Raw genomic sequence first — 20,157 nt, forward strand, 5'->3', positions numbered from 1 at the left:
TTGAGAAGGCAATACCGCGCCGATCCAAGGCCGGACTGACGGGCAAAAGGGCCAGACTATGCGCATTCTCATCACCAATGACGACGGGATCAACGCGCCGGGTCTGAAAATCGCCGAAGCCATCGCGCAAGAGGTCGCGCAAGAGCTTGCAGGTGAACGGGCCGAGATCTGGACCGTCGCCCCGGCCTTCGAACAATCGGGCGTCGGGCATTGCATTTCGTACACGCACCCCTTCATGATTGCCGAACACGGTCCGCGCCGGTTTGCCGCCGAAGGCAGCCCCGCCGATTGCGTCATCGCGGCCCTCTATGACGTGATGCCCGAACGTCCCGATCTGGTGATCTCGGGCGTGAACCGGGGCAACAACTCGGCTGAAAATGCGCTCTATTCCGGCACTCTGGGCGCTGCGATGGAGGCCGCACTGCAAGGCCTGCCCGCCATCGCCTTGTCGCAATATATGGGTCGCGGCACCAAGGGGCTCGTCAATATATTCGATGCGGCGGCAAGTTTCGGCGGCGATGTCGTGCGTCGGCTGTTGTCTGATGCGCCCTGGGATCACGGGGCGGATTACCGTCTGTTCTACAATGTGAACTTCCCGCCTGTAGGATCAGATCAGGTCAAGGGCATCAAAGCCGCGCCGCAAGGATGGCGCAACGATGCGTTCTTCAAGATCGAAGCACAGAACAGCCCCTCGGGTCGCAAGTTTCTATGGATCAAGGGCGGCCCGCAAGCGAACCGTTCCGCACCCGGCATGGATGTGACCCGCAATCTGGACGGCTATATCTCGGTGACCCCGATGCGCGCGGATCTGACCGCCTATGACCATCTGGACAGCTTGGGGGCACTGTTTGAATGAGTAACGCGGGCGCAACAGACGCGGAACGCAAGATGCAATTCCTGTTCGCTCTGCGGTCGAAGGGCGTAACAAACCCGCGCGTCTTGTCCGCCATGGAAGAAATTGATCGCGGCCCCTTCGTGCGCGGCTTGTTCTCTGAACGCGCATACGAGGATATGCCGCTGCCGATTTCCTGCGGGCAGACGATCTCGCAACCCTCGGTCGTGGGTCTGATGACGCAGGCCGCTCAAATCAGCCCGCGAGACAAGGTGCTCGAAGTCGGCACCGGGTCGGGTTATCAGGCGGCGATCCTGTCGCGGCTCGCGCGCCGGGTCTATACGGTCGACCGGCACCAAAAGCTCGTGCGCGAGGCCCGCGAGCTGTTCGAAGCGATGGATCTGCATAATATCACCACCATCACGGGTGACGGATCGCGTGGTTTACCCGATCAGGCACCGTTTGACCGCATAATCGTGACCGCCGCAGCCGAGGATCCGCCCGGACCCCTCTTGGCGCAGCTTGCTATAGGCGGTATCATGATTGTACCGGTGGGCCAGTCCGATGCTGTCCAAAGCCTGATCAAGGTGACGCGCAGCGAAGATGGGTTCGACTATGATGAGCTTCTGCCGGTGCGTTTCGTGCCCCTTTTGGAAGGGTTGGGGCAGGATTGACGCGAGCAAGATTTGCCGGGACGCCGGAGACATGGGGCCAAGCCCCGCACAGCAGTGAAAAGGCCCGACAACGGGGTCGCAACCAGAGCCTGACAACAGGCCAATGGATTGAGGAACGAGCAATGCCACTTTCATGCACGACCGAAACGCGTGCGCTCCGCACAATGCGGGGGCGCCATATGCGCTCTGCCGCCCTGATCGGGCTTCTGGTGGGGCTGACCGCCTGCGACAGCACTTTTGACATGGACATGCGGCGCTTTGCGCCCGGCGGCCTGTCGACCACCGAAGCCGCACAGGGGGCCACGACAGCGGCGCGACCCAAAGCGGACGCGCGTGGCGTGATTTCGTATCCCAGTTATCAGGTGGCGGTGGCCAAGCGCGGCGACACCGTCGCGCAGGTCGCAAGCCGGATCGGCATGGCACCAGCAGAGCTGGGCCGCTACAACGGCATTGCCGTTGATGCCCGTCTGCGCGAGGGCGAAGTTCTGGCCCTGCCCCGTCGCGTGGCCGAACCCCCAACCGGGGTTATTCAACCCGACGACAACATCGACATCACGACTTTGGCCGGGGATGCCATTGACCGTGCGGATGGCACAAATGCCAAACCCGCTGCAACGGCCACGTCCGGCGAACAACCCACCCAGCACCGCGTGACGCGTGGCGAAACCGCCTATTCCATCGCGCGCAGTTATGGCGTGTCTGTTCGTGCGCTGGCCGATTGGAACGGCCTTGGTCCAAGCCTAACCGTGCGCGAAGGTCAGTTTTTGATGATCCCGGTGAAAGTGGACACGCCGGTCCAGACCGCCAGCGTCGCCCAACCGGGCCAAGGATCCGCGGCTCCCATACCGCCGTCGTCCGCCAAACCGTTACCCAAGGATGAAGCGGTGCCCGAGAAGGTGTCCGCCCCGGCCTCGCCCAAGCTCGAAGAAACCCGCACCCCCGCCAGCAACGCCCTGATGTCGCTGCCGGTTGCGGGCAAAGTCACCAGCCTGTTTGACGCCGAGAAGGCTGGTTACATTCTTGTCTCTGCCAAACAGGGCGATCCGGTCAAAGCGGCGGCCAACGGCACGGTGCGGCTGGTGTCAAAAGATGTCGAGGGCGAAGAGATCGTCGTGATCGACCACGGCAACGGCACCCAAAGCGCCTATAGTTTCATTGAAGGGATCAAGGTGAAAAAGGGCCAATCGGTGAAACGCGGCCAGCAGATCGCATCGGCGTCGAAGAACCAATACAACGCAATACAGTTCCTTGTCTTCAAAGGGACAGAACCTGTCGATCCGATGCCGTATCTGAACTAAGGCTGATCAGGAGTTCAACACCAGGGGCGGCCAACCGGTCGCCCCTGTTTCATTTCGGCTCACAACGCTATGCGGAACAGGGCGAACCCGTTGTCAGACATGCCTGCCTCTTCAATGGCGACGCCGGGCACATTCGCGACGTGCTTGGCCGCGGCAGGACCGGTTTCGAACAGAACCGTAGTGTTCTCCATCGGGGCGAAGGTCCAGTTTCCGTCTGCCTTTGGATTGATCGTGCCTTTCTCGACGATATAGCGCACGATCACGTCGCGGTTGGTATCCGGTCCTTCAAAGATCGTGGTATCGCCCCCTGCGCCGGGGAAGCTTCCCCCACCACCTGCGCGGTAGTTGTTCGTCGCGACGATGAATTGCTGTTCCTCATCTATCGGTTGTCCGTCGAACTGCAAGTTGACGATCCGGTGGGCGTCGGGCGCGATCACCTCGCCATCCTTGTTGTAGCGGGCCGGTTGGCTCAGATCTATCTGATAGGTCACACCGTCGATCACGTCGAAATTGTAGGACGGCATCTCGGGGTTCAGCAGCACAGCGTCCTGCGCACCCGGTTCGATCTGGTTGAAGATCGTCGCCGAGCGTTCCAGCCATTCGCGCACCGTGGCCCCGTTGATCCGCACCGCCCGCACCGTGTTCGGATAAAGATACAGGTCCGCCACGTTCTTAATCGCCACGTCGCCGACTTCGACATCCGTATAGTAATCCGGGCCACCACGCCCACCGGCCTTGAACGGGGCGGCGGCGGACAGGATCGGCAGCCCCTCATTCTCGGTCCCTTTCATCATCTGGTCGATATACCAGGTCTGGGCGTTCGACACGATCTGCACTGATGGGTCATCCGCGACCAGCGCGAAATAGGAATGCAGCGGCGCATCGGTCTTGCCCACCGCACGGCGCACGTATTCCAGCGTCTCGTCATGTTCTTTCTGCACCGATGCAAGCACGGCGGCATCGCTTTCCACCAGCGCGGTGATCGAACGGTCTTCGTTTCGTTTGTAGATCGGTCGCGCCTCGGAGATGTGCGAGACCACACGCCACGCACCGCCATCATGTTCCAGCATCAGGTCGATCAGACCCATATGCGACCCCCAGAATCCTCCCATGACTGCCGGAATGCCCATCAGCGTGCCCGCTTCGACATCCGCGCCGGCGAACTCGGCATAGGTCGATGACGGGAACACAAGATGCGAATGTCCGGTCAGAACGGCGTCTATCCCTTCGATCGCCGCCAAGGGGACCGAGGCGTTTTCCATCCCATCACTGTGCTCCGCTGCGCCAATCCCCGAATGGGACAGGGCAATAACAAGATCCGCGCCTTCTTCGCGCATCTGCGGGATGTAGGCGCGCGCGGCTTCAATGATATCGCGAGCCATCACATTGCCCTCCAGATGGCGACGGTCCCAGTTCATGATCTGCGGTGGCACAAAACCAATGAATCCGATCCGAATGGGCTGCACGGTGCCGCCGCCATTGGTGATCTCTCGGTCCACGATCACGTAGGGCGGCAGAAGCGTTTGATCGTCGCGCGGAGTGGCGCCCAGCTTTTTGGCGACGTTGGCACATACGATGGGAAAGCCCGCGCCAGCCACGGATTTCATCAGGAAATCAAGGCCGTAATTGAACTCGTGATTGCCCAGAGTTGACGCATCAAACCCCAACGCATTCATCGCGTTGATAACCGGGTGGGTGTCGCCCTCTTTCATGCCGCGTTCATAAGCGATGTAGTCGCCCATCGGATTACCTTGCAGAAAATCACCATTATCCAACAAAAGCGAATTCGTCGCCTCGGCCCGGATATCGGCGATCAAGGATGCTGTGCGGGCCAATCCGACAGTGTCGACCTCGCGATCCGAATAATAGTCGTAGGGGAAGACGTGAACATGCAGGTCCGTTGTTTCCATGATCCGCAAATGCGCCTGATTTTGCGATGCTTGAACGGAATAGGGATGCAGGGCAATGAACCCTGCGGTGCCGGCCAGAAAGCCGCGACGCGATAGGGTAAGAGACATGGGAACCTCCGCTATTGACAGGATTGGGAACAGGCTAAGTTGGCATCATGACAGCGAACTGACCCGTTTGGCAAATTTCACCAACCCCAGACGGCAGCGCCCCGCCGGTCATATGACACTGCGGGGCGCGTTTATCCTGTCTTTGCAAGGCCTTGGTATACTCTATTCGTCCGCCCGACCTTTGCCCAAATGCTTTCGCAGCCGCGAAGGCGTGGCTTTCTTGCGGTTCTTGTAAGGGTTCTGATCCCCCTGCCCGCGCATCGTCAGCCGGATCGGCGTGCCCGGCATGTCAAAATCCTCACGCAGCCCGTTGACCAAGTAGCGGCTATAGCTTTCCGGTAGTTTCTCGGGCAGCGAGCACATGACAACAAAGCCCGGCGGGCGGGTTTTCACCTGTGTCATATAGCGCAGCTTGATCCGCCGCCCCCCCGGCGCAGGGGGCGGGTGGGCCGAGATCATTTCGGCCAACCAGCCGTTCAACTGGGCGGTTTTGATCCGGCGGTTCCATATCTCATGGGCGCGCATGACGGCGGCTTGCAGACGCTCCAACCCCTTACCCGTCTTGGCGGAAATGGTGATCAGGGGCGCGCCGCGCAACTGCGGCAGCAGGCGGTCGAACGCCTCTTTCAACTCTTTCAGCTTGGCCTGCTTTTCTGGCTCGGCGTCCCATTTATTGACGGCAACCACCACCGCGCGGCCTTCTCGCTCGGCAAGGTCTGCGATGCGCAAGTCCTGCTGCTCGAACGGTATTGCCGCGTCCAGAAGCACCACGACCACCTCGGCAAACTTCACCGCGCGCAGCCCGTCAGAAACTGAAAGTTTCTCAAGTTTTTCCTGCACCTTGGCGCGTTTTCGCATCCCGGCCGTGTCGAATATTCGCGTTGGCACGCCGCCCCAGTCGAAGCGCAACGAAATCGCGTCACGTGTGATCCCGGCTTCCGGCCCTGTCAGCAAGCGTTCTTCGCCAATCAACTTGTTGATCAAGGTCGACTTGCCCGCGTTCGGGCGACCGATCACCGCGACTTGCAGGGGTTTTTCCTGCGTCGGAAGGCGCGGGCCATCATCCGCGTCCTCGTCAAAATCAACATCCGTTTCCGGCGCCATTTCAGCAGCGCGTTTCGCAAATTTCTCGGAAATCGGGCGCAGCACATCCATCAGCTCGCCCATGCCTTCGCCATGCTCGCCTGACAGACGGATCGGTTCGCCCAGGCCCAGCGAGAAGGCCTCCAGATACCCGGACTCACCCGCCTTGCCTTCCGATTTATTGGCGGCAAGGATCACATGCGCGTTCTTGCGGCGCAGAATATCGGCGAACACCTCGTCCGATGGCAGGATACCGGCACGGGCATCAACCAGAAACAGGCAGGCATCAGCCATTTCCACTGCCCGTTCGGTCAGACGGCGCATCCGGCCCTGAAGGCTTTCGTCGGTGGCTTCTTCCAGCCCTGCGCTGTCGATTACGATGAAACGCAGATCACCCAGCCGCGCTTCGCCTTCACGCAGGTCGCGGGTGACGCCGGGCTGGTCATCGACCAGCGCAAGGCGCTTGCCAACCAGTCGGTTGAACAGGGTGGATTTGCCTACATTCGGGCGTCCCACAATGGCAAGGGTGAAACTCATATCGGTCTCCGGGTCACGTCAAGCGCCCCGCATACACGGTTTACCGGTCAGCGCAAAGCCAGAAGTTTTCCGTCGCGCGACACAAGATAGGCGGTGCCATTCACCACCACCGGGCGGGTGGCCGCCCCGCCCGGAATGGCCGCTTGACCGACCAAGGCGCCGTTGACGGGGTTAAAGCCGCGCATCACACCGTCAGACGAGGCGACCCACAGCTTGCCACCTGCCAGAACAGGGCCAAGATTGGCATAGATTGCCTTGCGTTTGCGGGTTTTGGCCTTGGTGAAATATGGCAGCGGTACGCCCCAGATGCGTTCGCCAGTCTTGGCATCCAGACGCACAAGCTGCGCTTCGTCGGACACAAGGAAGACCGAACCACCTGTGACCCAAACAGGACTGACCGCGCCTTCTTTGGCGGTCCAAAGACGTTCGCCCGACAAGTCGATTGCAACAGTGCGCCCCACCGGGTTGCCGGTATAGATCACGCCGCCCTTCACAACCGGTTCGCCGGTGATGTCAGTGACGATGGAATATCCACGACCGGCGCGTTCACCGGCAATCAGGCTGGACCAGGTGCGTGCGCCACCTTTTTTCAGGGCGGCCACCACTTCGCCCGAGGCGAAGGGCAGAAGCACCAGGCGATCAGTGACCGCGGGCGACGAAACACCCACCACGCCATCCTGACTTGGGGTGCCCGACAGGCGCCATTTCACGCGGCCCGTGCCGGTTTCAATCGCCCAGGCGCTATTGTCGCGGCTGACCACATAGACAAGACCTCCCGATACGGCAGGTGCACCAGACCCGGAGGCGTCCATCTTTTGCTGCCACCTGACCTTGCCGGTAGCGGCGTCAAGCGCACTGACCAGACCGAAGCCCGAGGTCACATAGACCGTGCCATCGGCATAGGCCAGACCACCACCAGACGCATCGTCCGACCGATCCGACGGCGGGGTCAGATCGCGCGACCACAGCGTAGCGCCAGCGGTCGATGTGGCCACCACCTGCGCACGGCTGTCCAGCGTAAAGACACGCCCATTCGCAACCACGGGTTCGGCGGTGATCCGGTGTTTGCGATCATTGCCCTGCCCGATCGAGGCCGCGAACAGCAGCTTCGGCGCAGGCGACAATGCAGGGTGCTGCACCTGGTGGGTCAGGCTACCGCCCAGATGTGTCCAGTTGGCGTAATTGACGGCCGCAGGCAACGAAATTGGCTGTGCGCGATCAGCGCGCCCTGACCCTTCGACGGCGGCGGCCGCTTCTGACAGTTCGGCAGCGCCCATCGTTTGCGGGTTCAGGCTGCGCAGACCTTCCCGTTCGCCCGGCAGGATATACTCCTGTTGGGAACAGGCAGACAGAAGGCTCATGGAAACCAAAAAAGCGGCGCTGTGTGTGAACTTCAAAATATGCCCCCCGGGATACCAATATATCTTGCCGAACCGGGCTATTGCCCAGCACGGGTCATCAGGATGTTTCCAATGTCCCACCCAGCGCCACAATCAACTGAGACGCGCGTCGACGCAAGGCCCCAGACGCTTCGTCATCCACCAAAAGCGCTTTCAGGCGGGCGATGGCAGCATCGGTCTGACCTTCGTCAACATCAACCAATGCAAGCTGTTCTTCGGCGAGCACCCGATACGGTGCGCCCGGAACCGCCAGAGGTTCCAACCGCGCGCGTCGCTCGGTGGTGTCCAGACCCGAAGCGGTCCTCGATACCAGTTTCAACTGGGCCAGATCGCGATACAGGCCGTCGATGCTCGCATCATCGGCCAAAGCGCGCAGAGCGTCCACGCCAACTTTGCCCTCGGCTGCTGTCAACATGGCGACGACGGCAGCCGCGTCTCCGCTGACGTCCAACGACGCCAAAGCGGTTGCGCGCTGGTTCGGGTCTGCCTGTTCCTCAGCGGCCAGAATGGCGTCGCCCAAGGCTTGCGCGGCAGCCCGATCATTGGCTTTTCGCCATTCATTATAGGCCGCTCCGCCCACCAGCAAAACGACCAGCAAAACAGCAATCCAGCCGTATTTCCGCATCAGGGAATACAGCTTGTCGCGACGCACTTCTTCGCTGACTTCGTTGATGAAGGTATCGGTCTCGCTCACGGTCAGGCCTCCGGGTCAAAATCTGAACTCCTTTTGCCCGAATGACGTCCGGTTGCCAAGGGGGTGCATTGCACAGCCGTCGGTTCCGCAGGTGGGTATCAGACCGCTGGCTTTCCACGGGGCGTCGCCGTGCCCTCTGGTTGCAAGGGTCAGGCAAGCCACACTTGTTCCCACTCGAAACAAAGCATAGTCTTTCGCCAGTTTGTTTTACATCGGCAGGAAATCCTATGCGCCTTTTTCCAATTATCACGGCGATCCTTGTGGTTGCAGGTCTGTACCTGCTGGTGTTTCAACGTGATACAGTCGAAACGGCGGTGGGAACGCCTGCCGAAACTGTCAGCGAACAAGGCCCGGACACCGCGTCAAACGCCGATGCTTCGCCCAGCAATGGTGTGTCCGTGGTTGCCCTGCGCAGCACCGCGCGCGAGATCGAATTGCCGATCCTGTTGCGTGGCCGGACCGAAGCGAACCGCCGGGTCGAACTGCGTGCCGAAACGACAGGGCAGGTCGTGTCCGCCAAGATTGCCAAAGGCAGCCTTGTGGACGAAGGCGATGTCTTATGCCAGCTTGACGCCGGCACCCGCGAAGCCAGTCTGGCTGAAGCAACCGCCCGTCTGGCCGAGGCCAAAGCCCGTGCACCTGAAGCCGATGCCCGCGTGATCGAAGCTCAGGCGCGGCTGGACGAGGCAACATTCAACCTGACTGCGGCGACCAAGCTGTCGGAAGGCGGTTTTGCCTCGGATACACGAGTGGCCAACACCAAGGCATCTGTTGAAACCGCCCGCGCCGGATATATCGCGGCACAATCCGGGGCCGCCAGTTCCGCTGCCGCCATTCAGTCTGCCGAAGCCGCCGTGGCCGCCGCCGAACGCGAGATCGAGCGGCTGGACATTCGCGCGCCCTTTCCCGGGACGCTGGAAACAGACACCGCTGATATCGGCACACTGTTGCAGCCCGGCGCGGCCTGCGCAACGGTTGTGCAATACGATCCGGTGCGCGTGGTCGGCAATGTTTCGGAGCTTCAGGTCGACAAGCTGAATATCGGACTTCCCGCCGATGTGCGACTTGCCGCTGGCCCCGAACTGTCAGGCAAAGTGACGTTTGTGGCCGATACAGCCGACCCCGTCACCCGAACCTTTCGTGTCGATGTCGAAATCCAACGCCCGGACGAGGCGCCGGTAATACGCGCAGGCCAAACCGCCGAGGTGGTGATCACCGGGAACGGTTTGCTCGCTCATCTGGTGCCACAAAGCGCGTTGACGCTGGATGATGACGGGCAACTGGGCGTTCGGATCGTCACCGTTGATGGCGAAGCAGGGTTCTCTGCTGTCTCAATGGTGCGTGACAGCGTCGAAGGTGTGTGGGTCACGGGGCTGCCTGAAACCGCAGATGTGATTGTTGTCGGACACCACTATGTCACCGACGGGGTGGCCCTTGATGTCACTTACCAGGAGCCGGGCATATGATCGGCATCATCGATTGGGCCGCTGATCGGGCCCGGATGGTCATTGCCTTTGTGATCCTGTCGGTTCTGTCCGGCGCGATCGCCTATGTCAGCCTGCCAAAAGAGGGAGAGCCGGATATCGAGATCCCGGCTCTTTTTGTTTCGGTCCCCTTCCCCGGTATTTCCGCAGCCGACGCCGAACAGCTTCTTCTGCGCCCGATGGAGACGGAGCTTGCGGATATCGACGGGTTGAAAACCATGTCCGGCACGGCCGCTGAAGGCTATGCTGGTGTGGCGCTGGAGTTTGAGTTTGGGTGGAACAAGACAAATGTCATGGCGGACGTGCGCGATGCCATGAACTCGGCCGAAGGAAAGTTTCCGCAAGGGTTTGACAGCTATTCCGTCAATGAAATCAACTTCTCCGAGTTTCCGATCATCATTGTGAACCTGACCGGCAAAGTGCCCGAGCGCACGCTTGTGCGACTGGCGCGAGAATTGCAGGACGAGTTGGAAGGGCTCGATGCTGTGCTGGAAGCCTCCCTCACCGGCTATCGCGACGAGATGCTTGAGGTCGAGATCGACCCGCTTAAGCTGGAAGCCTATAACGTCACGGCGGGAGAATTGATCCAGGTCGTGCAGAACAACAACCAGTTGATCGCGGCGGGCGATATCAAGACGCCCACGGGGTCCACCGCCGTCAAAATCCCCTCATCCTTTGACGAGGTGCAGGACGTTTACGATCTTCCCGTCAAGGTCAATGATGACAGCGTGGTCACTCTGGGCGATCTGGCGACGATCCGCCTGACCTTTGAAGACCGCGAGGGCACGGCGCGGTTCAACGGCGACACCACGGTGGCGCTGCAAGTTGTCAAAAGAAAAGGATACAACCTGATCGACACAGCCGCCGAGGTGCGCGGACTTGTGGACGAGACGCGCAAGAGCTGGCCCACGGAACTGCAACAAGCCGTCAAGATCGGCACATCGAACGACCAAAGCTATGTCGTCGACAGTATGGTGCGCCAGCTGGAAGGCTCGGTCATCACCGCCATTGCGCTGGTCATGATCGTGGTGCTGGGCGCGCTTGGCACAAGGCCGGCTTTGCTGGTGGGCTTTGCCATTCCAACCTCGTTCCTGCTGACCTTCGCGCTGTTTGGCGCGCTTGGGGTGACAGTGTCGAACATCGTGATGTTCGGCCTGATCCTTGCGGTGGGGATGCTTGTGGACGGCGCGATCGTGGTCGTCGAATATGCCGATAAGAAAATCACCGAAGGCGTGGGACCGATGGCGGCGTATACCGCCGCCGCGAAACGAATGTTCTGGCCCATCGTCAGCTCAACCGCGACCACGCTCTGCGCTTTTCTGCCCATGCTGTTCTGGCCCGGCATCCCCGGCGAATTCATGGGCTGGCTTCCCAAGACACTGATCTTCGTCCTTATGGCATCGCTGCTGGTGGCACTGATTTATCTGCCGGTGGTCGGCGGCGTGTCTGGCCGGATCAGCCGCACGATAGGCTTCTTGTCCGATGCGCTGCGCGGGTTGCCCGTGTGGTTGCGTGTATTGCTGGTGCTGCCATCGCTCTATGTGCTGCTCCTGTCCGGCTTTCAGCTTTTGAACCCCGGCTATCTGTTTGGTGGCGTGCCCCCGTTTAAGGGGGCAATGGCGGTCCTGCCCGGCGCGGTGATGTTCCTGCTAGGGGCATCTGCCACGTCGATCACGCTGGGATCGCTCAGCTGGCATCGCGAGGCACGACGGATCCAGGGTGGCTATCGCCGCACGTGGTTTGGGCATCTGATCCACTTCATCTCGGGCAACCCCATCATGCCGCTGGTGTCCATCGCACTGGTCATCGGATTCGTGGTGTCGACCTTCATGATGTATGGCCGCAACAATCTTGGCGTCGAGTTCTTTGCCGACAGCGAGCCGGAACAGGCCATCGTCTATGTCCGCGCCCGTGGCAACCTGAGCCTTGAAGAACAGGATGCGATGGTCAAACAGGCCGAGGAAATCGCCTTGTCCACCAAAGGCATCGAAACCGTCTTCGCATTTGCGGGTTCGGGCGGATTGAACCAGAACACCGGCGGTGCGATGGGGCCGCGCGACAGCATCGGCCAATTGCAGATCGAGCTGGTGGCGTGGGTGGATCGCCCCTCGATCGAACAGGACGCGCCTTTATTTGGGTTGATCCCGTTCACCACGACCGAGATTGATCCTGAGTTTGATGGCGATGCGGTCATGGCCCGGTTGGAGGAGCGTCTGGCGACCCTGCCCGGCATTCGAACCGAGGTGTTGAACCTGAACCGAGGTCCCGCCTCGGCCAAACCCGTGCATCTGCGCTTGAAAGGCGATGATTGGGACGCGCTGGAGCAGGCCGCCACCATGGCCATCAATCAATTCGCTGCCACCCCCGGCCTGACTGCCATCGAAGACACTCTGCCCCTGCCCGGCATTGACTGGCAGATCGAAGTGGATGTGGAAGAAGCAGGCCGCTATGGCACGGATGTGGCCACCGTGGGCGGCATGGTTCAGCTTGTGACCAACGGTATCCTCCTGGACACGATGCGCGTCGACAGCTCGGACGAGGAAATCGAGATCCGCGTGCGCCTGCCGCAAAAAGATCGCGTCCTGTCCACACTGGACGGGTTGAAAATCCGCACCGCGACCGGCCTGGTGCCGATGTCAAACTTCGTGACACGCAAGCCCGTGCCCAGCCTTGCCCAGATCGACCGGGTGGATCAAAGCCGATATTACGACGTGAAGGCAGGTGTGCAGGACGGGTTGATCCGCCTGACCGATCCCGATGGGGCCGAAGAATACGTGACCTCGGCAGAAGCCGACCGGATCATGGCGACCGAAGACGGGGCCGATCTGACCCGCACCCCGGTTACACCCAGCGACCGGATCGCCGCCCTGACCACATGGATTGACGGGGCCGATCTGCCCGCAGGTGTCAGCTACGAATGGACCGGCGATCAGGAAGATCAGGCGGAAAGCCAGGCTTTCCTGGGACAAGCTTTCATCGGCGCGCTTGGCCTGATGTTCATCATTCTGCTGGCACAGTTCAACAGCTTCTACAACGCGGTGCTGGTGCTGCTGGCGGTGGTTCTGTCCACCACCGGCGTGCTGATCGGGATGATGGTCATGCAACAACCCTTCTCGATCATCATGACCGGCACCGGGATCGTGGCACTGGCGGGGATCGTGGTGAACAATAACATTGTTCTGATCGACACCTATCAGGATTACGCCCGCTATATGCCGAAGATCGAGGCGATCACCCGCACCGCCGAGGCGCGCATCCGCCCGGTTCTCTTGACCACGATCACCACGATGGCCGGCCTGGCGCCAATGATGCTTGGCCTGTCGCTGGATTTCTTCAACGGTGGCTATTCTTTGGATGCCCCCACGGCACTTTGGTGGAAACAGTTGGCAACGGCTGTGGTGTTCGGGCTTGGCATTGCAACGGTGCTGACGCTGGTGTTCACGCCCTCCATGCTGGCGCTGCGGATCTGGATATCGGCAGGCGCCTATCGGTCTGCCAATGGCTTGCGCGCGCTGGCGCGCCGCTCGGGGCAAACCGCCCGCGATGTTGCACTTGATAAGGCTGCGCGCAAGACGACCTTGCACGATCTGATTTGGGATCAACCGACGGATCGGGACGGCGATCTGCCAGACAGCGGGGACATGTCGCCCAATGTCGAGGACATCAAGCGAATGCATGGTCTCCAAGCCACGTCCTCGGCTGTTGCGCCCGAACCCGCTCCTTTGTCAGACCCGGACGCGGCGGAGGAAAACCGGTCAGGCGGAAAGGATGCCGCCGAATAATCGCGGTATGATCCAGTCAGGCCGTCGCTGGCTCGTTATCACTCGGCCAGTTTCAGATGGCCTGAAGCGGGCATCTGGTCAGGGGTATCTTCCTGTGCGGCCTCGCTGGCTTGACGTGCCCACATCGCGGAATAGCGTCCGTCTTTTTCCAGCAAGGCGTCATGGCCGCCACGCTCAACCACTTCGCCCGCTTCCAGCACGATGATCTCATCCGCATCGACAATCGTGGACAGGCGGTGCGCGATGGTGATCACGGTGCGCCCCTCGCCCATCTCGCGCAGGCTTTCCTGAATGTCCCGCTCGGTTTGTGTGTCCAGTGCCGATGTCGCTTCGTCCAACAGCAGGATCGGCGGATTCTTCAAAAGCGTGCGCGCGATGCCCACCCTCTGCTTTTCCCCGCCCGACAGTTTCAACCCACGTTCTCCCACCTGTGTCTTGTAGCCGTCAGGCAAGCTCATGATGAAATCATGTATTCTCGCGGCCTTCGCGGCACCTTCGACCTCTTCCCGGCTGGCGTCGGGGCGACCATAGGCGATGTTGTAGTAAACGCTGTCATTGAACAGAACCGTGTCCTGCGGCACCACGCCGATGACGCCATGCAGGCTGTCTTGCGTCACATCGCGCACATCCTGCCCGTCGATCTTCAGGCTGCCACCACTGACGTCATAAAACCGGAACAACAACCGCCCGATGGTGGACTTGCCAGACCCGGAGGGGCCGACAATCGCAACCGTCTTGCCTGCCGGAACGTCAATTGACACGCCCTTCAGGATCGGGCGCTTCGCGTCGTAGCCGAAGCGCAAATCATCAAACTTCAACGCACCGCCAGTGATCTTGATGTCCGGGGCGCCGGGTTTGTCCGTCACTTCGGCGGGCTGTTCAAGCAAGTCAAACATCTCGCCCATATCGACAAGCGATTGGCGGATTTCACGATAAACCGTGCCGAGGAAGTTCAAAGGCAAGGTGATCTGGATCATATAGGCGTTGACCATGACGAAATCGCCGACCGTCAGGTCGCCCGCCTGCACACCAATGGCGGCCAGCACCATGACGCCCACCAGACCCAGCGTGATCAAAAGAACCTGTCCAAAATTCAGAAAGGCCAGTGAATACGAAGTCTTGAGCGCGGCGACTTCATATCCCGCCATGGCCACGTCATACCGTTCGGCTTCGCGCTTCTCGGCCCCGAAATATTTGACCGTCTCGAAATTCAGCAGGCTGTCGATGGCCTTTTGGTTGGCGTCGGTGTCCTGATCGTTCATTTCCTTGCGGATACGCACACGCCATTCGGTCACTTTGAAAGTGAACCAGACATAGGCACCGATGGTCCCAACCACGACGGCCAGATACCAGACATCAAACACGAAAAAGAGGATGGCCGAGATCAGCGCAAGCTCCAGCACCAACGGTCCCATCGAAAACAGCATGAAGCGCAAAAGGAATTCGACCCCCTTCACGCCACGTTCGATGATCCGCGACAGACCACCTGTCTTGCGGGTGATGTGATAGCGCATCGACAGACGGTGAATGTGAGTGAACGTCTCCAGCGCCAGTTGACGCAGGGCGCGCTGTCCCACGCGGGCGAACACCGCGTCGCGCAACTGTTGAAACCCGCTGGTCATGATCCGTGCCATGCCATAGGCCAGCGTCAAACCGATTGCGCCCATCGCCAGCGCCCAGGCTTCCCCGGTCGCCTCGCCGCTCAGCACATCAACCGCGCCCTTGTACAGAAAGGGCGTCAGGACCGAGATCACTTTGGACGCCAGAAGCATCACCAGCGCGATCACCACGCGCCGTTTCACCCACGGTTTGTCCTCTGGCCACAAATATGGGGCGACACGTTTGATCGTGCGCCAGCCATTCTTCGGCGCTTCGGTCGAGGTGATACGGGAGGGGGCCATGCGATACCTTATCTTGGCGGGCGATGTCTTATCTGCGCGGTGGGATCAGACAGCGCTTGTATCATTTCAATATTTCACCGATATTTGAAATATGAAGCAGAGTCGAGTCCTCAGATCCCTGTCAGCCATGGCACATGACACACGTTTGGAAATCGTGCGCCTGCTTGTGCCCCTTGGCAAAGATGGGTTGGCCGCGGGCGCCATTGCCGAAGCGCTTGGTGTATCAGCATCAGGCCTGTCGTTCCACTTGTCCCAATTGGAAGCCGCAGGACTTGTAACATCACGCAAAGCATCGCGCCATGTCATCTATGCCGCGGACTGCAAGGCCCTTGGCGGTGTCATCGCCTATTTGCTGAACGATTGCTGCGCGCGCGATCCGGATATCTGTGCCTGCACTGACACCACCGAAGGAGTGTCAACGCTGTCCAAAGGCGGTACAGATCACTCCGGATCGGGGATCGCGAAAACCTGACCGGGATAGATCAGGTCCGGGTCGCGGATCTGTTCGCGATTGGCGGCAAAGACGCGCACATAAAGCGGCCCTTCCCCAAGATGTTCGCGCGCGATCGCCCAAAGTGTTGACCCGGGTTGCACCGTCACCGCCTCGACACGTGCTTTGGGGGTTTCAGGGTCCGCATTCGCCACGGCAGCCAATTGGGTGGGTTCTTCGCGTTTGAACGGTGTCTCGGTGCGCGATGTGACGGATCCGTCCTCGGCCAGTTCATCCACACGCAGAGTATAGACCCCGCTGTCCACTTCTGGCAAAGGCACGCGCCATTGGCCGCTTTCCGTTACCTCGCCGATCTCGATCGGTTTGTTGTCCAGATAGACACGCAGGTTGGCACCACTTTGCCCGCGACCCGACAAGGCAACGTCGCCGGTTTCGTCATAGGTAATTGCGTCAATGACGATATTGTCGACTGCGGGAAGACCCGCGCCATCCTGCAACACTGCGATACCCTCGTCATCCGCCAGCAGAACTTGCGGGGCGGCGACCGTGGCGTCAGGCGTTTCCGGGCTTGAGGTATCTGTTTCAGCCATGGCAGGCGTATCGCCGCCATCTGGTGTTTCAGCGACCGGCTCGGGGGTCGGGGCAGGCGTGGTTGGGGCGATCAGAACGGTCTGCGGGCTTTCGCTGTTCTCAACAACCTTGCCGCTTTCATCCAGTGTGGAAAAGCCCAGTGCACCTGGGGTTTCGACGGGAATGTCCAGCAGGGCCACAAAGTTTCCATCGCTGCCCACTTCGACATCCTCAAGCGGTGCGCCATCCAGCGTCAATTGAATGGTGCTTCCGGGTTCGGCATGGCCAGCGACCACGGCACTGCCATCCGGGTCCACGCGGACAACGTCGAAACCCGGCGCTGAACCGGGCGAGGTCGGCACCTCTGCCGCCCCGTCTGCGACATCCTCGGACGCAGGCGAAGCAACATCTGCCTTCGGGTTGTCCGCTGCCGGGGTATCCGTCGGCGGTGCAGAAGTTTCTGCAACCGGATCAGGTGAAACAGGTGACGGTTGCTGCGCCCAGAAATACCACGCCACACCAATCGCAACCGCAAGAACGGCTCCTGCCGCCACCTTAAGCCCGGTTGCCTTGTCAGCGTTGCCTGTTTCTGTTGTCATTTGCGTCCCCTGTCGGCCGATCTTTAAGCCGCACCTGCTTGTTGAACAGTAGCAATCCCGCTAACACCGGTCAAAAGATCATTCAGGCGGCAACGAATTGGGGACATCCATGACACAGCACACAGCATCGGTTTGCGTCTACTGCGGCTCGCGGTTTGGCACGGACCCGGCCTTTCGCGAAGCCGCAACGGCGCTTGGCACTGCATTGGCGGGCAACGGATGGCGGCTGGTCTATGGGGCTGGGGATGTGGGGTTGATGGGAACAGTGGCCATCGCGGCGCAGGCCGAAGGCGCGCAGACCTTTGGCGTCATCCCCCAGCATCTGATGAAATGGGAGGTGGGCAAACGCGACCTGACCACCTTCATCGTGACCGAAAATATGCACGAGCGAAAAAAGGTCATGTTCATGAACTCCGATGCCGTGGTGGTATTGCCGGGTGGTGCGGGGTCACTGGACGAATTCTTCGAGGTGTTGACATGGCGCCAACTGGGCCTACATGCCAAGCCCATCCTGCTTTTGAACGTCAACGGTTTCTGGGATCCGTTGGTCGCGCTGTTGGACCATGTAATCAATCAGGGGTTCGCCGAAGGCACCCTGCGCGACTTCGTGACCGTCGTTACCGATGTGGATCAGGCGATCACAGCCCTGCGCGACGCCCTGTCATGACGATATACCTCGGCTGAATAGATCGCGAGCGCCAGCCAGATCAGCGGAAAGGCAATCATGTGCCAGACCGTGATCGTCTCGCCCAGCACCACGACCGCGCCGGTGAACTGAAGACTGGGGTTCAGATATTGCACCAACCCCACCGTGGACAGCGCCAAACGGCGTGAGGCATAGCTGAACAACACCAGCGGTACAGCCGTGATCAGGCCCGAGACCACAAGCAGAACACTGTCCCACCAATCGGTGCCGAACACGCCACCCGTGCGCCCAACGATCCCCTGCCAACCGGCAAAATGGGTGCCCAGCAGCCAGATTATGGCAACGGGGGCCAATATCAGCACCTCGGCCGTCACAGACACAATGGGGCCAGATGTCATGGTCTTTTTGATCACACCATAGATCGCGAAGGTGCCCCCCAGCAGCAACGAGAGCCAAGGCGCGACGCCAAGACCCAGGGTCAGCGTCAACACCGCCGTCGTCGCCAAGGCCAACGCTATGGCCTTGCCTCTGGTTATCACTTCACCAAACAAGACACGACCAAGGACCACCATGGCGAGGGGAAAGATGAAATAGCCAAGACTGGCCTCTACCACCATACCGATTTGAACCGACAGGATGAACCCGCCCCAATTGACCGATATCACAAGCGCTGCGAGGGCAACCAGCAGTGCCGACTGTCCGCGAAACAACGCAGGCAGATGCCCAAGGCGCCCTTGCACAGCCAATAACAGACCGAACATCGCCAATGACCAAAGCGTTCGGTGGCTAAGCACCTCCAATGGTGGCACGTGTTCCAGAAGCTTATAATACAGCGGCGACAAGCCCCAAACGGTGCAGGCGACTATGATCGCCGCGATCCCTTTCCTGGTCTCACTCATCGCGTGTGCTCCGGCTGCTGACCGATAAGTCTTGGCACAGAAAAAGCGGCCACCCAAGGGGCGACCGCCATGATGTTTCGTGATGCGTCCGGCAACAGAAACGTTGCCGCAGACCGGTCCGGATTACAGGCGCGACGCCACGTTTTCCCAGTTCACGAGGTTGTTCAGGAAGTTGTCCAGATAGGCGGGGCGCTTGTTGCGGAAGTCGATGTAATAGGAATGCTCCCACACATCGCAGCCCAGCAGCGCGGTCTGACCGAAGCACAGCGGGTTCACGCCGTTTTCGGTCTTGGTGACTTTCAGAGCGCCATCCGTGTCTTTCACCAGCCAGGCCCAACCCGAACCGAACTGGCCCGCACCCGCGGCGGCAAATTGCGATTTGAACTCGTCAACCGAGCCGAAACTGTCATTGATCGCCTTCTCAAGCTCGCCCGGCATCGCGGTCTTGCCCGGCCCCATCATCTCCCAGAATTGGTTGTGGTTCCAAAGCTGGCTGATGTTGTTGAAAATGCCGTTTTGCGCGACGGCCGATTTGTCATAGGTGCCGGTGATGATATCTTCCAGCGACTTGCCGTCCCACTCGGTCCCGGCGATCAGCTTGTTGCCATTGTCCACATAGGCCTTGTGGTGCAGGTCGTGGTGATATTCCAGCGTTTCCGCTGACATACCGAAATCGGCCAGCGCGTCGTGTGCGTAAGGAAGATCGGGAAGTTCAAAAGCCATATCTAGCCCCCTGTTCATGCGTGTTTCCGTTACAACCTAGATGGGGTAGCGGACGGGGGAAGGTCAAGGGGCAAGGCGGAATTCCACCCAGCCCCCGGACTGTTATTTCACCGTGCATTTGCCTTTGGCGCGAAATGTGTTGCGATAGCCGACCGGCTTCATCGAAGCGATGGCAGTACCTGTTGCCTTCTGATAGGTCAGGCGAAAGACAAGTCTGGCGATCTGGCTTGCCGATCGCTGCGAAACATCACCTTTGATTTGTTCCAAAGTCCACGTGTATGTGATCCGCTTGGCATTTTCGGTTTCAACCTGCGCGGCGATGGGTTTGCCAATCGTGTTCTGGATAAGCCCGTCAATCACACTGATCTTGCCGTTGTCGTCGGTGACAATGATGTGCGGGGGAATGCCTTTGTTGTCGCCGGACCCGGCTTCGTCAACCTTACAATCATAGGTTTTCGCAAATCCCGGCGCTGCGACCCCTATTGTTGCAACGCAAGCAACAATCGCCATATACTTTGTCATATTTTCATACCCTTACACTTACTTCTTCGCGCAGCGGAATATCG

The 20,157-nt window shown here is 60.0% G+C and carries 16 protein-coding genes; 7 read left to right on the forward strand and 9 right to left on the reverse strand.

Annotated features, from left to right (window positions below; all coding sequences use genetic code 11):
* Positions 1–58: 58 nt before the first annotated feature.
* The 3 genes from surE (at position 59) to BMY55_RS10650 (ending at position 2,804) form a co-directional block, all read left to right on the forward strand.
* Positions 59–856 (forward strand): 5'/3'-nucleotidase SurE, encoded by a 798-nt coding sequence (gene surE / locus BMY55_RS10640; protein ID WP_091430536.1) that lies wholly within the window; start codon positions 59–61, stop codon positions 854–856.
* Positions 853–1,506 carry a protein-L-isoaspartate(D-aspartate) O-methyltransferase gene (locus BMY55_RS10645; protein WP_091430539.1) on the forward strand — a complete coding sequence of 218 codons (654 nt, stop codon included), beginning with the start codon at positions 853–855 and terminating at the stop codon, positions 1,504–1,506. Before surE ends, BMY55_RS10645 begins: the two co-directional genes overlap by 4 nt.
* Positions 1,507–1,628: 122 nt before the next feature.
* Positions 1,629–2,804, forward strand: coding sequence for a LysM peptidoglycan-binding domain-containing protein (locus BMY55_RS10650; protein WP_245744716.1), 1,176 nt, complete (start codon positions 1,629–1,631; stop codon positions 2,802–2,804).
* A 59-nt stretch (positions 2,805–2,863) separates the two neighbouring features.
* On the opposite strand, the gene BMY55_RS10655 is transcribed toward BMY55_RS10650, so the two are convergent.
* The 4 genes from BMY55_RS10655 to BMY55_RS10670 form a co-directional block, all read right to left on the reverse strand.
* Positions 2,864–4,822, reverse strand: a complete 1,959-nt coding sequence (locus BMY55_RS10655) for a bifunctional 2',3'-cyclic-nucleotide 2'-phosphodiesterase/3'-nucleotidase (RefSeq protein WP_091430542.1) — start codon at positions 4,820–4,822, stop codon at positions 2,864–2,866.
* Between the two features lie 162 nt (positions 4,823–4,984).
* The gene (der, locus tag BMY55_RS10660; protein WP_091430544.1) at positions 4,985–6,442 is read right to left on the reverse strand and encodes a ribosome biogenesis GTPase Der; all 1,458 of its coding nucleotides are present in this window, start codon (positions 6,440–6,442) and stop codon (positions 4,985–4,987) included.
* 47 nt (positions 6,443–6,489) lie between these two features.
* Positions 6,490–7,803: a PQQ-like beta-propeller repeat protein gene (locus BMY55_RS10665; RefSeq protein WP_091430546.1), complete on the reverse strand. Its 1,314-nt coding sequence runs from the start codon at positions 7,801–7,803 to the stop codon at positions 6,490–6,492.
* 97 nt (positions 7,804–7,900) lie between these two features.
* Entirely contained in the window at positions 7,901–8,536 is a 636-nt protein-coding gene (locus tag BMY55_RS10670; RefSeq protein ID WP_091430548.1) for a hypothetical protein, read from the reverse strand.
* Between the two features lie 227 nt (positions 8,537–8,763).
* Between BMY55_RS10670 and BMY55_RS10675 the strand changes: the two genes are divergently transcribed.
* Positions 8,764–10,002: an efflux RND transporter periplasmic adaptor subunit gene (locus BMY55_RS10675; RefSeq protein ID WP_091430550.1), complete on the forward strand. Its 1,239-nt coding sequence runs from the start codon at positions 8,764–8,766 to the stop codon at positions 10,000–10,002.
* Positions 9,999–13,802 (forward strand): efflux RND transporter permease subunit, encoded by a 3,804-nt coding sequence (locus BMY55_RS10680; RefSeq protein WP_091430552.1) that lies wholly within the window; start codon positions 9,999–10,001, stop codon positions 13,800–13,802. Before BMY55_RS10675 ends, BMY55_RS10680 begins: the two co-directional genes overlap by 4 nt.
* A 38-nt stretch (positions 13,803–13,840) precedes the next feature.
* Here BMY55_RS10680 and BMY55_RS10685 read toward each other — a convergent pair whose 3' ends face one another.
* Complete coding sequence (locus BMY55_RS10685) at positions 13,841–15,703, reverse strand: ABCB family ABC transporter ATP-binding protein/permease (RefSeq protein WP_091430554.1); 1,863 nt, start codon at positions 15,701–15,703, stop codon at positions 13,841–13,843.
* Between the two features lie 127 nt (positions 15,704–15,830).
* On the opposite strand from BMY55_RS10685, the gene BMY55_RS10690 reads away from it, so the two are divergent.
* Entirely contained in the window at positions 15,831–16,175 is a 345-nt protein-coding gene (locus BMY55_RS10690) for an ArsR/SmtB family transcription factor (RefSeq protein ID WP_322787725.1), read from the forward strand.
* Here the strand turns inward: BMY55_RS10690 and BMY55_RS10695 are convergent.
* The gene (locus tag BMY55_RS10695) at positions 16,145–17,323 is read right to left on the reverse strand and encodes a LysM peptidoglycan-binding domain-containing protein (protein WP_091430559.1); all 1,179 of its coding nucleotides are present in this window, start codon (positions 17,321–17,323) and stop codon (positions 16,145–16,147) included. The two genes, BMY55_RS10690 and BMY55_RS10695, sit on opposite strands and share 31 nt — an antisense overlap.
* 109 nt (positions 17,324–17,432) lie before the next feature.
* Between BMY55_RS10695 and BMY55_RS10700 the strand changes: the two genes are divergently transcribed.
* Entirely contained in the window at positions 17,433–17,990 is a 558-nt protein-coding gene (locus tag BMY55_RS10700; RefSeq protein WP_091430562.1) for an LOG family protein, read from the forward strand.
* On the opposite strand, the gene rarD is transcribed toward BMY55_RS10700, so the two are convergent.
* The 3 genes from rarD to BMY55_RS10715 all read right to left on the reverse strand — a co-directional run bounded on the left by rarD (position 17,954) and on the right by BMY55_RS10715 (position 20,113).
* Positions 17,954–18,868 carry an EamA family transporter RarD gene (gene rarD / locus BMY55_RS10705; protein WP_091430565.1) on the reverse strand — a complete coding sequence of 305 codons (915 nt, stop codon included), beginning with the start codon at positions 18,866–18,868 and terminating at the stop codon, positions 17,954–17,956. The genes BMY55_RS10700 and rarD overlap by 37 nt on opposite strands.
* A 123-nt stretch (positions 18,869–18,991) precedes the next feature.
* Positions 18,992–19,591 carry a superoxide dismutase gene (locus BMY55_RS10710; protein WP_091430567.1) on the reverse strand — a complete coding sequence of 200 codons (600 nt, stop codon included), beginning with the start codon at positions 19,589–19,591 and terminating at the stop codon, positions 18,992–18,994.
* Positions 19,592–19,693: 102 nt separating this feature from the next.
* The gene (locus BMY55_RS10715) at positions 19,694–20,113 is read right to left on the reverse strand and encodes a hypothetical protein (protein ID WP_143064329.1); all 420 of its coding nucleotides are present in this window, start codon (positions 20,111–20,113) and stop codon (positions 19,694–19,696) included.
* Positions 20,114–20,157: the final 44 nt, after the last annotated feature.

This window comes from Aliiroseovarius sediminilitoris (genome assembly GCF_900109955.1).
Classification (GTDB): Bacteria; Pseudomonadota; Alphaproteobacteria; order Rhodobacterales; family Rhodobacteraceae; genus Aliiroseovarius; species Aliiroseovarius sediminilitoris.